Genomic DNA, 15,667 nt, shown 5'->3' on the forward strand with positions numbered 1-15,667 from the left:
CTGGCGGACTCAGACGGTGGCGCGTGAGACCCAGACGCATCTGCATCAAGCCCGATCGCCCCTAAGCTATTGACAAATAAAACATTAAATGATATATAAGGTTGAATTTACTTAGTGTTTTAAGTATTTCACAAAAATTTTTAAAAAACAAGAGTTGACATAAAATTTAACCCATGATATTTTTGAAAAAATAACCTAATTATATAAAAACCGCCCATGACAACCAACCCAGCGGATGACCTCGCTATAAAAATTTTAGAAAAAGAAAATAGCGACAGACAGGAAATCGCACTTTTATTAGATAATTATTTAGGAAAGGACGATCGCATTTTCGTCCAAAAAACCCAGATGGGAAACAGCGAAGCATACATCGGTTCAGTCACCCTAGAATGGTTAGACTCTCGCGTCCGTTTCGCCTCCCAGATGCCGCTTTTCCGCCAAAAATTCGACCTCCAAACCAACAACATCGTCCGCGACGACGAAACCATTGACGAAATAATCCAGCGTCCCTTAGATTGGTCGCGCCAAGCCACCCTCACTCAATATTTAGCAGCCCGAAAATCGCACAAATTCCCCGCAGTTTTAGTAGTCGTCAGTCCCCCGTGGGTAGATAATCCTCTAGCCGAGGAATGGGATAAAAATGGCGTAGCAACCAAATCCGCGACTGAATTTACATCCTTTGATAAAAACGAGAACTTAGGGCTTTTGAATGTCTCTCAAAAAGTCTCTATTTTTGCCTTAGACGGCCAGCATCGGCTGATGGGAGTTCAAGGTTTAATGAGTTTAATTAAAACCGGAATCCTGCAAAGATACAACAAAAATAAAAAACCTGTCGGCGCTGCAATTACTCTGGAAGATTTAGCAGAAGAGTATCAAATCGACCCCGAAACAGTGTATAAATTAGCTCACGAAAAAATCGGAATTGAGTTTATCCCGGCGGCGGTAGCGGGGGAAACGCGACAGCAAGCACAACGGCGCGTGCGATCGATCTTTGTGCACGTTAACCTAATGGCCGTAACGCTGAGTCAGGGCCAGCTAGCATTATTAAACGAGGACAACGGATTTGCGATTTGCGCCCGCAAAATTGCCGTCACCCATCCCTTATTAAAAGAACAAGATGACAGAAACCCCCGCGTCAATTGGGACAGCGCCACAGTCGCAGCAAAATCAACTGTGTTAACCACATTGCAAGCGCTGCAAGATATGTCCGAACGGTATTTAGAATACAAATTCCCCCATTGGAAGCCGGAACGAAAAGGTTTAATTCCCATGCGTCCCGAAGATGAAGAACTAAAAGAGGGAATTGAAGAGTTTAAAAAATTGTTCGATCATTTAGCAACTTTACCCAGCTATCAAAGAATTGAAAGCGGCGAAGAAACGACAGAATTGCGCCGATTTAGTTTTGAAAAGCCAGGGGGCGAGGGAAATATTTTGTTCCGTCCCGTCGGTCAAGTTGCTTTAGCTAATGCTTTGGGAATTCTAGTATTTAGAAAGAAACTTTCCCTGAAATCTATTTTCGACAAACTCCGCAGGTACGATGTCGATGAAGGATTTAGCCACATGGACAATCCAGAGTCTGCGTGGTACGGGATTTTGTACGATCCGAACAAAAAGCGAATGCTAGTTTCTGGAAAGGATTTAGCGACGAAGTTAATTGTATATTTGGTGGGGGGAATTCAGGACGATATGGAGCGAGCTCATTTGCGGCAAGCGGTAGCGGAAGCGAGGACTTTTGAGGATAAAGCTGTTAGTTTTAACGGCCGATTTGTGCAGCCGCAAGAGGTAGGATTGCCACCAGTGCTTAGCTAAGTTTTTATTGGGCAAAGCCCACAGCGACGAAGACTGATAAAGTAGGAAACAAATTGGTTTTGTATAATTGAATCTGCACGTTACCTAGAACCACATTATGACCATCGCTGAACAGATTTACGCAATCGTCAAAACCCTTCCCAAAGACCAAGCCAGCGAAATTCTCACTTTCGCTGAATTCGTTTGTGCCAAGCACCTGAGCGCAAACCAACCAACAGACACCGTAGACTCTCTGATTCCTTGGAATGAACTTGTTTTTTCCCTTGCTGGAACTTGGGCAAAAGATTTTCCATCCCTAGAAGATATTCGTGCTGAATCCGGACAAGACATCCTGCGGGAGAGTCTGTAAATGTACGTTTTGGATACCAACACCTTGATCTACTATTTCAAAGGTCAAGGACAAGTTGCTCAAAATCTTGCGAATGTTTCTCCCCTGGAAATAGTCGTTTCTACGAGCGTCCTTTTTGAGTTGCAAGTCGGCATTGCTAAATCCAATTCGCCCGCAAAACGCACCCAACAACTTCAGCAATTTTTGAGCAGAGTTAACGTTATTCCTTTCGATCGCGATGCAGCTCTTGCGGCTGCTACAATTCGCGCCCAGTTGGAGCAACAAGGTACTCCCATCGGCCCGATCGATGTTTTGATTGCAGGGACAGCCGTAGCCCTGCAAGCGACTCTCGTAACCCACAATGTCAAGGAATTTTCTAGAGTTTCGGAACTCGCAATCGCAGACTGGTATTGACTAAAAAACTTCTCACAATCTGGCTTCATTTAACAAAATAAGTTCGGCTCCTACAGGCAAATGATCTGACTCCGTTGCCTCCAAAACCGAACTAGATTTAGCGCCCCAATGCTTTGAATACCAAATATAATCAATCCGGCAAACGGGATAATTCAATCTCCAATTTAACCTTTTTACCAATAAGTTAAGTTCCCAACCGTGAGGCCAGGTAAAACCAAACCCAAATCCAGATTTTCGGAAAGAATCTTGCAAGACTTTCTTTACCCTGTAATAGTCTTGAGTTTCGTCTGTCATATTAAAATCGCCCGCGACGATGACTGGCAGAGTTTCTCGCTCAACTCGCTGCACTAATTCTTGAATTTCAGGCGATCGTTTGCCATATATGTAAACAGGAAGTTTGAAAAAACGCAATTTTCTAGCTCTGGTCAACCACGGCCCGGTAGCTTGCATATTATAAATCACTACTTCTTGTTCGTTAAATTTAATAATTGCCCGCTGCTGCGTTTCTGGATGGCCGGCTAAGTGCAGTATTTCGCTGGAGACAATCGGATATTTACTGAGAATTCCTACAGGGGGATTGCCAATTTGATAGGGGTAGTCTGCTTTTAACCAGGTGAAAGCTCTTTCGGTATGTTTACTAACGATTTCTTGTAAAAATATAATATCGGGTTTTTGATTCTGAATCAGTTTAGCTAAACTTGGCGACTGAGTTTTATACCAATGGACGTTATGGGATAAAATTTTGATGCTGGGGTGCGAATCTGTGATGTTTATTGGTGTGGGAGAAAAGTATTTAATGTGCAGCCAACTTATTAGGATAATGCAGGCGATCGCCGAAATAATAGTGAACCATCTTTTTTTGATGATTGACAATCCGATGATGGGAAGCAGGAAAGTTGGGAATAAAATTAAGGGAATAAAAGTGGTAATTAAGGCAATAACTCCTATTCTATCCCAAAGGATTAGTTTGAGAATGAAATAGCAGATCATGAATACTGAGTAGCCGTAAGCGAAAAATTTGGCAGATTCCTTAAGCCCTTTCTTTACGATCTCTGCTAGTACATACTTCATTGGGCACCTATTAAAATAAGAACTTGCTTAAATCGAATTCTTCATTTGACCGATGTTGGTTGTCTCTTTCAGAAATCAAAACCAACAACAGGCGATCGGTATAATCCGCCGCACCCCGCAACTCTTCTCGCAATATTTCCAGTCCACCATTAGCATATTCTTCAAAAATTTGCAAGCGTTCTGCTTCCAATTTTTCGTCGAGATGGGAGAGAATTTGAGGATTTTTGGTTTCGGCGATCGCAATTAACTTAATCGCCATATCGTAACCCCTGGATACAAAAATATCAACATCTATCGCCCCTGGTTCTCGTTTAGAAATTTCCCCCAAAGGCGATCGTTTTTTCCGCTGCTTTCCCAAGGATGCGGCGAAAGCGATGACATCGGCGTAAGTCTGGAAAGGGCCAGTGTGGTTATCCAATAAAGTTAATGATTTGACTAACTCCGCTTTATCTTTAGCAATTCTAATTTTGTTAGCAGCCATTGCCATAATATCTAGTTTCTAACTATTATAAATCTCGCCAATATCCAACACTGGGCGCAGGGCCAATTCACAATGTCCGCAACAACATAATTTTTTGTGCAAAACCTCCTCTTGCTTCCCGCCGCTTCATTTGTTCCGCCAAAAGTCGATCGCCCGAAATGCCAAAACTCGCCATCACCGCATCTATCACCTCATACAAATCCGCCAATTCCGCCACCAAATCTTCCTCCTGGGCTTCTGCGGCTTCCCCCGCTTCTTCAATCAATTTCTGCAGCAAAGCTTGACGGTATTCTGCCTCCGACAAAATTACAACCTCGCATTCATTCCCGCTTTTACGAATAATTTCAGGAATGCGATCGCGCACCAACTTATGATACTGCTTTTTCACGTCAAACTCCCTTCAACCTTGACTAAAAGTTTGAATCAACCAGCGATTAATTTCCCCATCATCTTGCGTTTGACTGCGATTCAAAGCTTCCTCAACTAACCGGATTTCCAGCCCCGGTAAAACCCGCGACTCTTGAATTCTCCCGCTACCTCCGCCATTAATCGCAAACGCAAAAACCTCCCGCGTGTTTGCACGTTCAACCCAATATTCACTAATTCCTGCATTTTCGTAAAGCAACCGCTTACTGCCTAAATCATCGTTAAAAGAAGATGCACCAATTTCTATTATCAAATTAGGCGGATCGTATAGATTTAAATCAACAGCAGAATTGCTATCATCAGGAGGCACTCTTAAATCTGAACCAATGTAGTAAGCTAAATCAGGTTGAAACTCGCCGATACCTGCTTTGCGAAAACTGGTGTTAGTAAACTGAACTACTCGGATATTTCTCAATGTTGCAAACAGAATAACTACACAGGCCATAATTGAATTTTGACGCCCGTGCAATGGCCCTACTGGTGACATTTCTACCCTCATGTGTTCTTGATAGTAATAAAACTTGCCCTTTTCCCATGCTGAATCCTCAGCAAAATTTAGAAACTCTTCCCACGTCGCCTTCACCCAAATATCCGTTTCCAAAACCTGCGTAATTGCCGAATTAGAAGCCATAATCCACCTCTACAATTTCCGTATATTCAAATTCATTCGGACTGCGCCTAACTAAAGGATAGCGCGTCCCGCCAAGTTCGATCGCATCTTCTTCACAATCAGCTTTCGGAGAATTGTACACCAGCACGTATTCCCTGCCGGTGCAACTTTCCATTTCTTGAGCAACTTCTCCGCGCCACTGAGTTTTTGTTACCAAAACTACCAATTGATTCGCCAACTTCGGCAGCTTATTCGCGATTTGCTTGCGATAAATCTCGTCCAAACTGCCAAAGGGAGAATCCATCACAATTGGAAACGTACTGCTATCCGGGCCCATCAAAGTATTCTTTTGACTCCACTCCCGCACGCCCTCAATAATCCCGCCGATAAACGATAAACTGAGAATTTGATTTTCTCCTGTAGAAGCGGCAACCAAAGATTCTTTTCCCGACGTATTTTCTACTAGCGTCAGTTCGTATTTATCGCTCAACTTGGGGATATAAGGAGTAAAAGAAATTTGACTGAAAATATCTTGCACTCGCTTTTCTAACTGAGAACAAAACTGTTTTTCTAAGCGATCTCGCACTTCAGTTAGGCGATCGATCGCATCCTGAGTCGCAGCAATCCGGCGCTGGGCTAATACTTGCCTTTGCTCATTCAGTTGCTGCTTATCGATTTGCTTGTCCAAAGCCGACACCTGCACATTCAAACTCTCAATCTGCTGCTGATTAGAGCCTGTTTCCCGGTGCAAATCGCCAATTTTTGCCTCAATTTCATCCAAGCGCTTTTGCAAGCGGCTGACATCCTCGTCAGGAAAATTTCGCAGCTTGTTGTGAATATCGTCTAACTGATTTTCCACCCGAGAAAGTTCGGTTCTGTCGCGGCTGATATTGCCTTGGTGTCGGTCAATTTCCTCCCAAAAATCAGCCACTTGTTTATCAATTTCATTTACCCGATCGCTAATCCGAATAGTTGTTTCTTCCACATCGCCCACACCCGCCTTATCCATCCAACCGCTAACCTGTTGGCGAGACTCAGAACCCTCCACTAATTCCGCACCGCAGATACACCGCTGCTGCGCTAATAACTCTTCCAAAAACGGCCGCTGAATCCCCGAAAGCAACGAGCCGCCTTCCCGCAAACCTTCAACAATTACTTTAAATTCAGCCGCAGCCTCTGACAGAAATACCCCATAACCCCGCATAGAGATTGAGCGTTTGAGAGCATCTGTAGCCTGTACAATTTGTTGCTTCAATAAACTTTTCTGCATTTCCAATTCGTCTCGCAACTTTTGTAAATCCGCAGCACCGCTAAGTTCCAATAAGTTACCATTAACTGCTTTTTTTAACTCCCCTTGGTTGACCAATTCCTGCTCGATTTCTACTTGTCTGCTCGAAAGTTGCTCAGCTTCTTGCTCAATTTTTTGCTTGTCTTTTAAAAGTTTCTTCGTTTCAGCATTCCCAATTATATTTAAATCTGTCTCTAGAGATTTTTTTGCTTCTAGTAAATGCCGGAGCGATCTATTCAACACTTCAACTCCCAGCAACTCCTTAGTAGCTTCCGCAATTTCTGCCTTCTTGTCATAGCGGACAATTTGCTCGATTCGCTCCCCATCAAAAAAGAAATATTTATGTAAACTTTCCGGCAAAATCCGCCCGATAATATCATCTGGATGCTGATCCGGCTTCAGCCACAGACCGTTATCTTTTGCTACATTCAGAAACAATTCAGCCTTACCATGTTCTACAGTATTTTCACTTTTATAAGCACGACAAATGCGTCTTGCTTGGTAGCGCGTGCTGTCATGTTCAAACACAATTTCCGCCCAACAACCTACGGCTTTTCCCATTTCCGCCTCAGCCAAAGCGCGCTTGTTTACTAATTGTTCTTCTGCCGCAAAAGCCGCGCTAAATCTTCCGTAAAGTACCCACGTAAAGGCATTCATTAAGGCAGTTTTTCCCGCGCCATTATTCCCGTGAATTACTGTAATATTTTGCCCGCCCCAAGCTAGTTTAATTTCGGGAGTTTTGCCGTAAAATTGACGAAAGTTGCATAGAGTAATTGAGATTAACTTCATACAATTGCTTCCTTAATGATTTTTAAAATGTCATCGTTAATGTGGCGAGGAGCTCTCATGTACAGTTTATCTTTTTCAATTTCCAATACCCGCTCAATAATTTGTCTAACTTCCGGTGGCGCGCTAGTAATTGGTTGCTGTACGTCGCTGAATTCCTGATGAGTTTGATAAGAAGAACGCTTTTCTGCTAAAATGCTTGTCGGTACGGCTGCGATCGCACTATCTTCATATCTAAATGCCATAATCAGATTTTCATTCAGATTTTCCGTCATATTTTTTTTGCAAATATTAAAATATACAGGGCCTAGGCTCATGGGCGAGAAACCCGGTTTCTACGAGTTTTGCGAACACTCACGAGAAATCTACAAAGAAACCGGGTTTCTGAACTATGCGTGCGATCGCGAACTAAACTAGCAACTCAAACTACGATCGAATAATTCTCTATTCTAAAACATAAACCGAACCTTAATAAATGTCAAATGTCTAATAGCCCGTAACGCCTCTGAATTTGAAGCAATTTCACTCTAGCTTCCCCAGCATTGTCAGCTAAATCGGCAAATTCCAAGAACCGTTTCAACTCTTTTCGTAGCAAATTGCGCTCGACTTCTAAGGTTTCCCGACCCAAATCGGGAGGCAAAACTATCATGTCAAATAAAGTTGCCCTTTCCTTCCCCGGATGCGGCCGCAAAATGCGTCCCCGGCGCTGAATAAACTGGCGCGGATTGCTACTGCTTGCTAAAATTACAGCATTGCGAATTGCTGGAATATCAACGCCTTCATCCAAACAGCGAATCGCTACCAAACCTTGCAATTCTCCACTCTCAAATTGTCGGCGCAATCGTTCTCTTTCTGCTAAAGGAGTTGCCGCAGTATAAGTGTTAACTCGGTAGCCTAATTCTGAACCCAATAACTTCGCGGTTTCTGTTAGTTGGCGGTTGTTATTTCGGCGCGCCCCTCCTTCGATCGCACCGTCGCCACAGTAAAATAAAGTGTGGGCGGTGTCGAGACGGTGAATCATTAATTCTCGCAACGCTACTAATTTATTAGCCGCAGCCCCAATTAACCGAGCTCGCTGCATTAATAAAGTTGTTAAAGCATCGTTTTCTTCTACTTTTTCATCGCCCCAAAGCGCCCAGCCAATCTTTTGAGTTAAGCGGGAATATTTGCGGGTTTCGGCTTCGGTCAATTCTACTAAAATTGGATAGTATAAATAATGTACTAAGGCTTTTTGGCGGATGGCGTCGGCTAAGGTAAGTTCCGGCTGCAAAACCGGGCCGAAATAATCTAAAATAGCTTCAGTTCCTTGTTCGTCGAAATGCCTTTCTGGGGTGGCGGAAAGGGCGAGTCGCAGTCCAATATTGCGCGGCAAACTTTCTCCTAAACGGGGCGCGCCTAAGTTGTGAACTTCGTCTCCAATAATCAGGGTTTTTTCTGGGAAATAGCGCAGTTGCGATCGCAAACTATCTCCCATTAAGGTAGCATTAGTAGTGATGATTGTGAGAAATAGCCGATCGCCAGATCGCACTTCATACAAACCCGCAGCCAGCTTATTCTGCCAACTACGGGCGCTATCAAAAGCCAAAATAGGTTTTAAACCAAATTTCTCCGATTCGCGCGCCCACTGATTCACCAGGTGACAGTAAGGGCAAATTACGAGCAGGACTTGCAGGTTAATTTTATTGTATAATTCAGTGGCGATCGCCAGCGCAGTAATCGTCTTGCCACTACCCGTCGCCATCTTCAGCGTACCGCGTCCCTGATTCGCAAACCAATTAGCCACCGCCACTCGCTGATACTGTCGCAATTGCAGCGATGGCGGCATCTTCGGAAATCCAAATTGCGAATTATTAGCCGTTGAGCGATTCACCTTTAAATGCCGTTAGATGCAAAATTACCCTGACTCAACTGTAACTCACGGGCGATCGAAACTTAACAGCGCAAACAAATCATCGGCCGACAGTTGCAAATCCGACAGCACATCGAGCACAGGTAAAATATCCTGATTCTCTTTCGCCTCTGGTTGCTGCTGCGGTTTAAAAACCAGAACTAATTTTTCTGCCGGGTCAATCAACCAACCCAGTTTAGCATTGTGATTTAAGCAAAACAAAATATTATTAATGACCCGAGTTGGATTTTGATCCGGCGATAAAATCTCAATTGTCCAATCCGGCACAATTTCAAACCTGTTTTCTACTTCTCCCTTAGTATTGAGAAGAATGCGCGACCACTCAAACACTGCTATATCTGGAACAATAGAACGTCCCCCAAAAGTGCAACGCAATTCTGAAAAAGCAAAAGCTAACTTTTGCGGTTCTCCCACCTGATTAATTCTATTTCCAAAACGAGTTTGTAACGTGCTGTGTTTTCCTTGGGGCATAGCTTTTTGATAAATTTGACCGTCAACATACTCGCTAGCCGGCTTAGTCTCTGGCAATAGCAGAAACTCTTCCAAAGAAATCTTTGACGGAGACTGAATTGACGTTACCATAAGCAATTAACCCCTCAACAACTCAACTGCCGTCTTAAAAAGGATTCATATCGCTGTCAGTTTCCCAATCAGCACAACTCTCCGATTCCACACCAGTAGGGTGCATCGCACAAACCAACAAATTTCCCCCGTAAACTTGACCGTGATAGTTGCGACAACCGCGACAAGCCGGCTGCTGCGTCGGTGAAGGGTCTACATAAGTCACCATCGACAAATCTATCTCATCAAATTGCGGGTCGAAGTCGCGGCAAATTTCAATTATCGGTTCGATAAATTCATTAAATAAACCGTCAAATTCATTGAAATAACCGTCAATGTCGTTAATCAGATTATTTTGTACTTCTTCTGTAAACTCTTCCGACATTTTTGCCAAAACGTCCAGCATTTCGACAAACTCTTCGCCCATTTCGCTGAAAAAATGCTCTACTTCAGAAACAGCATTTTCCATTACTCCAAAAAAATCTTTAGACCAATCTTCCATGAATTTGACAGTTGGCTATTACAAAATATTTTACAGACAAGTGCAGCCAGCCTCAAGCGAAGCGATCGCACCTACTTTCAATTCTATTACCTATTGCCTGATATCCGTCCACATCTGACAGGGGAAATATTCAAAAAGGGAACTCAAGATTATTATCCTGAGTTCCCTTCCTGCTTTGCTGAGCGAGCTTTTTCCTGCTTAATCCCGCTTCAGCCGCCGCAATTCCTCTTGTAAATTCTGCACTTGTTCGCGGAGCTTGTCTACGCCGCCTGTCTCTTTAGCATCTTTTGCCGAGACATCTTCTTCCTCAGAAACAATTTCAATCCGCCGAGGTTCAGCGGGTTTTTCGTTCCCAGCCGAGGCTACGGGAGGCTGCTGCTGAGCCTGTTGTACCATATCGTCAACAAAGCGGCGAGCTTCTTCCGTGGACATCTCGCCCCGCTTCACCAATTCGTCTGCCAGCTTTTGGGCTTCAGTGCGTAATTCAGTTAACTTGCTGCCAGCTTTTTCACCAGCGTAGGAAGCTAGCCCGACACCAAGGTAAACTGCTTTCTGTAAAATATCTCCGAAACCAGGCATAGGAGCTACACCTCAAAAAACTGGGTGAACCGGAGACCACGCCTATTACAAGCATCCCGTGTTGCTGCTACCTTCCGGTCCTGACAAGATTTGGGCGTTGGAATCGCGTGGGTCCAGTTCATTTATGAGTATAACACAGTTATTTATTCTTCAACCACACACCAGTGATAAATTTCATAAATAACGCAACCGTTCTTCACCAGCGGGTCTTCAGCGACGATCGCCCTCGCCTCATCCATCGAACCCGCCTCAAACAGCAACATACCGCCGCCCCGCCGCCCCCAGTAGCCAGTTTTCGCTCGGTGTCCTTTAGAAATCAACTCTCGGACATAAGCTCTGTGAGCTGGCACGTATTGGTCAAAGACAGGCTTTTCGACAATTCCTTGCTCAATTTTGACAAACCAAGGCATTTTAAATTTTAGATTTTAGATTTTGGATTTTGGATTGTAGATTGGGAATGGAGTTTTTGGTACAAGCCTTGAGTAAATACTCGATTTTCCATACTCCGCCATTTCTTCCTCACTGCGATGTTATCCCATGAACCCGTCAAAACAGCGATTTTTTATTGCCCTAGTGCCGCCTCCCGATATTGAACAACACATTACTGAGATTAAACTATATTTTGCGGAACATTACAACAGCCGCGGTGCTTTGAATTCCCCGCCGCACATCACGCTGCAACCTCCTTTTCACTCGTTAGCGGAGGATGTTGCCAAATTAGAGGAAAGTTTGAACCAGTTTTCTGCAAATCGGCGGCCCATTCCCGTTACTCTATCCGGTTTTGCTGCTTTCACGCCCCGCGTCATTTACGCTGATGTTTTCAAATCGCCCGAATTGCTGGAGATTCACTCATCTTTGATGAGTTATTTGGAGGCAAATTTGGGAATTGTCGATCGAGTTTCTCAAAGTCGCCCATTTGTACCGCACATGACAGTAGCATTTCGCGATTTAACTAAGGAGAATTTTCAAACAGCTTGGTTGGAATTTGCAGGGCGATCGCTCCACTTTGAGTTTACCGCTTCGGCGTTAACTTTACTGCTTCACGACGGCAGCCGGTGGAACATCAGCAATCAATTCCCGCTTTCCGCCTAAACTCTCTCCCTTCTCTTTCTTTGCGTCAATAGCGTCTTCGCGGTTCCTTTTTCCCAAAAAATCTTGTTAGTAAATCATCATTAATCAACACTTCGGACAGTTTCATGGCTGACTCGCGAGGGGCGAGAAACCCGGTTTATACGACTTTTACCTCGATGAACGAGAACTATTCGTAGAAATCGGGTTTCTGAGGTCACAAGTGAGTCAACAAATTTGATGACTTTAGTCCTCACTACAAATCTGTTGAAATTTAAATGCCGTCACAGCTTACCTATTAATCTTATTCGGAGTTGCAAGTGCCACAGTTCCATAAACCGAAATTCCCGATTGTTCCAAAATTTTAATTGCCGACTTAACCGTAGTACCGCTAGTGTAAATATCATCAACTAACAGCACTCGATCGCGCGGGAGGCGACGACGGAAATCTTTCCCCAAACCTAAAGCATTTTTCATTTCCGCTTGGCGCTGCTGCGGCGTCAGAGCGAATAAAGCCTGAGTATTTTTCACCCGTTCCAAACCGTGCCGCTGCAAAGGCAAACCAGTCAGATCGCAAAAACTTTCAGCCAAAAGTTCCGCCTGGTTAAAACCGCGCTGCTTGAGCTTTTCTTTGTGCAGGGGAATCGGTACAACAGTTAAATTGTCTATAGCTAATTCGGGAAAACTCAGCCAAGCTTCCGCCAGCCAGCCGCCGAGAGGTTTGGCTAATTGCGGATTGCCGTCATATTTCAAAGCTGCGATCGCCCGTTTGAGAGCCCCGCCATACTCACCCCACACAAAAACACGCTGCTGTGAATGCCAAAATCGACCCGGATCGCTTAATTGACATTGCTGAAGCTGCTTGTCACAGTAGGGACAAAACTCTCCGGCGGCCGGTCGCTGACAAAGAGGACAGTTAGACTTAAGAAATAGATTGAGAAAAGATTTGACTAATCCCGTCCATTGTCGCTTGTTCATCCTAAAATTGTCGTAAGTGATTAATGGGAAAAACTATCAAATTCAATCTGTTTCCACGGACAGGCTCGCAGCGTGAAAAACCTCTACTGGTTAGACAAAATTCAACCTTCAGACAGAGATGCAGTGGGAGAAAAAGCATTTTACTTGAGCTGTTTGCTCCAGAAAAATCATCCCGTTGTACCGGGTTTTGTCGTGCCGGCTACTACATTCTGGCAGTTTTTAGAGTCGATCGACTGCCTAGAACCGCTGTTTGCTGACTGGCCACACTCTTCCCTGCACTTGAATGTCGATGAACCCAGACAACTGCAATCGATCGCCCGCAGCATCCGCCACCAAATCCTCACCGGCAAACTGCCCGATTCACTGCTCTCCACCCTAGAGTCTGCTGTTTCTCAACTCAACTCACAGTCAAACTTAAACTCCACAGCCTTAATTTTTCGCCCTTCCCTGACTTCCTGGAACCCGAAAACAGTAGGCATTTTGGAATCTCAGGCAGTACGGGCAGAACCCGAAGCCATTGGGGCCGGACTCAAACGAGCTTGGGCAGAAATGTTCAGAGCCCGAAGTCTATTTTACTGGCAGCGGTGCGGGCTGCGGGTACAGCAAATCAATCCCGCAGTTTTGGTGCAGCCACTTCAAGAAGCCATCGCCGCGGGCGAGGTGAAAACAAAGGCGGGCGCACAGTGGGAAATCCAAGCCACCAGCGGTTTGGGATTGTCCCTGGCTAGGGGAGAAACCATCCCCGATTACTATCAAGTGCAGCCGGAAACAAGCGCGGTTAAATTCCAGCGGATCGGTTACAAAACATTAGCCTACAATCTCAAAGTCGGCGATAGTGAACCGAAAAAAAAACTGCTACTGGGCAAGTTTGCTGCTTTCCCAATTCCCGATTCTCCCTTTATACTTTCTGATTTTGCTGACTGTTGCGTGCAAGTTTTAGCGCTGGGAGAAGAAGCACAAACACAATACGTTTTAGAGGAATCGCAACTGCAAGAAATCATTGAATTGAGTAAAAAAGCGATCGCCGAATTTGACTCAGATTTAATTTTGGAGTGGACGCTAAACCAGACAGAAAACAGCGGCGAACTGCAGTTTTATTTCACTCAAGTTCGTCTTGTCAAAGCGGAAAAAGTCGCGCCGGTAGAGGAAAATCCGAGATACCTCCGGCAGCCAAACTCGATCGCAAGAGCCCGAACTCCTGCCATACTCAGAGGTGTGGCAGCAGCATCAGGAAAAGCCGAAGCAATTGCCCAAGTTATGACTAATTCCCACCCAGAAAACGCGGAATTCCTAGCCGGAGGCATTTTAGTAGCCCGGACAATCGAGCCGAATTGGCTACCTTGGCTGAAGGTTGCTGCTGGGGTGGTTGCCGAACAAGGAGGTATGACAGGCCACGGCGCCATTTTAGCAAGAGAATTGGGGATTCCCGCCGTTGTGGGAGTGACCGGGGCCACGCGGGCGATCGCCTCGGGCGATTCGGTTTTGGTAGACGGCGATACCGGAGAAGTTTTTGCCCTCGCCCAACCCGATGCCATCGAGATAGCAGACAGCCGCCGACTTCTGGACACAGCAAAAAAGGCAGATATATACAGTACAGCAGCCAAAATGTCAATAGCCAAGCACCAATCTTCTACCTCCGATCGATCGTCCAATTCCGATCCTAAATCTCGACAATCTGAGTCTACTCAATATGTTTGGGGCCCACCAACGGCAACTCAACTGCTAGTTAATGTCAGCCAAACAAGTTCGATTGACCGCCTCAAAAATCTGCCAATAGACGGCATCGGATTGCTGCGATCGGAATTAATGGCATTAGAAGCTTTGGACTGTCAAAACCCCAAAGTTTGGCTACAAGACGGCCGCCAATCGGAATTTGTCGATCGCATGGCGGATTGCCTCAGCTTATTTGCTGCTGCCGTTTCCCCGCAGCCAATATTTTATCGATCTCTCGATTTACGCGAGTCAGGCGACCACGGCAGTTTCAGTTATACCTTTGAACCGGAATTATTTGATTGGGAACTCTGCGTACTTCAAAAAGTCTGCGAGTCAGGTCATACAAATGTTAATTTAATTTTGCCTTTCGTGCGATCGGTTGACGAGTTTATCTACTGCCGCCAGCGCTTAGAAACTGTTTGGAAAAACCGCTCGCCCGAATTTCAACTGTGGATTATGGCGGAAGTTCCTTCGGTGTTATTTTTATTACCAGATTACGTAAAAGCCGGGGTTCAAGGAATTTCCATCGGCACCAACGATTTAACCCAATTTCTGTTAGGGATTCACCGCAACTCCCAACAGGTAGCAGGTGCATTCAACGGGAGCGATCGAGCAGTGATGAGGGCGATCGAACAATTAATCAGACAGGCCCGGGCTGTCGGCATTCCTTGCTCGATCTGTGGCGACGCTCCCGCATTGTATCCCGATACAGTTGAATCCTTCGTGCGGTGGGGAATTTCGTCTATTTCGGTCAATGTCGATGCAGCAGAACAAACTAGCAGGGCGATCGTCCGCGCCGAACAGCGCCTGCTGCTAGAAGCCGCTCGATCGATAATTAACAATTAACCACTCCCGCACCCACTTTACCTCAGAAATCCGGTTTCTACTCTAAATCATAGCTTTGGCAAGCAGCCACCCGCTCAGCCATCGGCTTTCTAGACAACCCGTGCGTCCAGGACTATTAACAACTACAGAAGCCCGGTTTCTGAGTAGATATAGCAACCGCGCCCGACGGTTAGGAAATTCTTAATTTCTCAAACCCTGGCTTTTATTCCTTTTATTGCTTCTTCCCTCTTCCCTCTTCCCTCTTCCTTATTCCCTCTTCCTTCCACTAACATCGGATTTTAAAGCTAGGATAGAAATA

General features: G+C 45.1%; 17 protein-coding genes and 1 other RNA gene. 5 read left to right on the plus strand and 13 right to left on the minus strand.

The features are described 5' to 3' along the window. Nucleotides 1–216: 216 nt before the first annotated feature. The 3 genes from QUB51_RS15470 to QUB51_RS15480 all read left to right on the plus strand — a co-directional run bounded on the left by QUB51_RS15470 (nucleotide 217) and on the right by QUB51_RS15480 (nucleotide 2,551). Nucleotides 217–1,809 carry a DGQHR domain-containing protein gene (locus QUB51_RS15470; protein WP_333232622.1) on the plus strand — a complete coding sequence of 531 codons (1,593 nt, stop codon included), beginning with the start codon at nucleotides 217–219 and terminating at the stop codon, nucleotides 1,807–1,809. A gap of 97 nt (nucleotides 1,810–1,906) precedes the next feature. After that, nucleotides 1,907–2,158 carry a DUF2281 domain-containing protein gene (locus QUB51_RS15475; protein WP_333056133.1) on the plus strand — a complete coding sequence of 84 codons (252 nt, stop codon included), beginning with the start codon at nucleotides 1,907–1,909 and terminating at the stop codon, nucleotides 2,156–2,158. Beyond that, a complete protein-coding gene (locus QUB51_RS15480) occupies nucleotides 2,159–2,551 on the plus strand; it encodes a type II toxin-antitoxin system VapC family toxin (protein WP_333208460.1) in 393 nt (130 codons plus the stop codon). 12 nt (nucleotides 2,552–2,563) lie between these two features. Here the strand turns inward: QUB51_RS15480 and QUB51_RS15485 are convergent, their stop codons facing one another. The 12 genes from QUB51_RS15485 to QUB51_RS15540 form a co-directional block, all read right to left on the minus strand. Further along, nucleotides 2,564–3,622 carry an endonuclease/exonuclease/phosphatase family protein gene (locus tag QUB51_RS15485; RefSeq protein ID WP_333232620.1) on the minus strand — a complete coding sequence of 353 codons (1,059 nt, stop codon included), beginning with the start codon at nucleotides 3,620–3,622 and terminating at the stop codon, nucleotides 2,564–2,566. Between the two features lie 10 nt (nucleotides 3,623–3,632). Then, a complete protein-coding gene (locus QUB51_RS15490; protein WP_333056136.1) occupies nucleotides 3,633–4,103 on the minus strand; it encodes a DNA phosphorothioation-associated protein 4 in 471 nt (156 codons plus the stop codon). Nucleotides 4,104–4,170: 67 nt separating this feature from the next. Beyond that, the gene (locus QUB51_RS15495) at nucleotides 4,171–4,491 is read right to left on the minus strand and encodes a nucleoside triphosphate pyrophosphohydrolase (protein WP_333261856.1); all 321 of its coding nucleotides are present in this window, start codon (nucleotides 4,489–4,491) and stop codon (nucleotides 4,171–4,173) included. 12 nt (nucleotides 4,492–4,503) lie between these two features. Beyond that, nucleotides 4,504–5,160: a Uma2 family endonuclease gene (locus tag QUB51_RS15500; protein ID WP_333056138.1), complete on the minus strand. Its 657-nt coding sequence runs from the start codon at nucleotides 5,158–5,160 to the stop codon at nucleotides 4,504–4,506. Next, nucleotides 5,150–7,216: an AAA family ATPase gene (locus QUB51_RS15505; protein ID WP_333208462.1), complete on the minus strand. Its 2,067-nt coding sequence runs from the start codon at nucleotides 7,214–7,216 to the stop codon at nucleotides 5,150–5,152. The genes QUB51_RS15500 and QUB51_RS15505 overlap by 11 nt, the downstream gene beginning before the upstream one ends. After that, a complete protein-coding gene (locus QUB51_RS15510; RefSeq protein ID WP_190660639.1) occupies nucleotides 7,213–7,488 on the minus strand; it encodes a hypothetical protein in 276 nt (91 codons plus the stop codon). The genes QUB51_RS15505 and QUB51_RS15510 overlap by 4 nt, the downstream gene beginning before the upstream one ends. Nucleotides 7,489–7,691: 203 nt before the next feature. Continuing rightward, entirely contained in the window at nucleotides 7,692–9,038 is a 1,347-nt protein-coding gene (locus QUB51_RS15515; protein ID WP_333232642.1) for a DNA phosphorothioation system restriction enzyme, read from the minus strand. Between the two features lie 90 nt (nucleotides 9,039–9,128). Further along, nucleotides 9,129–9,704 carry a Uma2 family endonuclease gene (locus tag QUB51_RS15520; protein ID WP_333261853.1) on the minus strand — a complete coding sequence of 192 codons (576 nt, stop codon included), beginning with the start codon at nucleotides 9,702–9,704 and terminating at the stop codon, nucleotides 9,129–9,131. A 34-nt stretch (nucleotides 9,705–9,738) separates the two neighbouring features. Beyond that, entirely contained in the window at nucleotides 9,739–10,185 is a 447-nt protein-coding gene (locus tag QUB51_RS15525; protein WP_333261851.1) for a hypothetical protein, read from the minus strand. Between the two features lie 198 nt (nucleotides 10,186–10,383). Then, the gene (locus QUB51_RS15530) at nucleotides 10,384–10,764 is read right to left on the minus strand and encodes a phasin-related domain-containing protein (RefSeq protein WP_333056143.1); all 381 of its coding nucleotides are present in this window, start codon (nucleotides 10,762–10,764) and stop codon (nucleotides 10,384–10,386) included. A 23-nt stretch (nucleotides 10,765–10,787) separates the two neighbouring features. Beyond that, an RNA gene (ffs, locus tag QUB51_RS15535) (signal recognition particle sRNA small type) lies at nucleotides 10,788–10,884 on the minus strand. Nucleotides 10,885–10,907: 23 nt separating this feature from the next. Further along, nucleotides 10,908–11,174: a YciI family protein gene (locus QUB51_RS15540; protein ID WP_333056144.1), complete on the minus strand. Its 267-nt coding sequence runs from the start codon at nucleotides 11,172–11,174 to the stop codon at nucleotides 10,908–10,910. Nucleotides 11,175–11,301: 127 nt separating this feature from the next. On the opposite strand from QUB51_RS15540, the gene QUB51_RS15545 reads away from it, so the two are divergent. After that, nucleotides 11,302–11,856, plus strand: coding sequence for a 2'-5' RNA ligase family protein (locus QUB51_RS15545; protein ID WP_333056146.1), 555 nt, complete (start codon nucleotides 11,302–11,304; stop codon nucleotides 11,854–11,856). Between the two features lie 267 nt (nucleotides 11,857–12,123). Here QUB51_RS15545 and QUB51_RS15550 read toward each other — a convergent pair whose 3' ends face one another. After that, on the minus strand, nucleotides 12,124–12,810 hold the full coding sequence (locus QUB51_RS15550) for a ComF family protein (protein ID WP_333056147.1): 687 nt from the start codon (nucleotides 12,808–12,810) through the stop codon (nucleotides 12,124–12,126). 72 nt (nucleotides 12,811–12,882) lie between these two features. On the opposite strand from QUB51_RS15550, the gene QUB51_RS15555 reads away from it, so the two are divergent. Then, complete coding sequence (locus tag QUB51_RS15555; protein WP_333261848.1) at nucleotides 12,883–15,369, plus strand: putative PEP-binding protein; 2,487 nt, start codon at nucleotides 12,883–12,885, stop codon at nucleotides 15,367–15,369. Nucleotides 15,370–15,667: the final 298 nt, after the last annotated feature.

Source organism: Microcoleus sp. AT8-A3 (assembly GCF_036705675.1).
Classification (GTDB): Bacteria; Cyanobacteriota; Cyanobacteriia; order Cyanobacteriales; family Microcoleaceae; genus Microcoleus.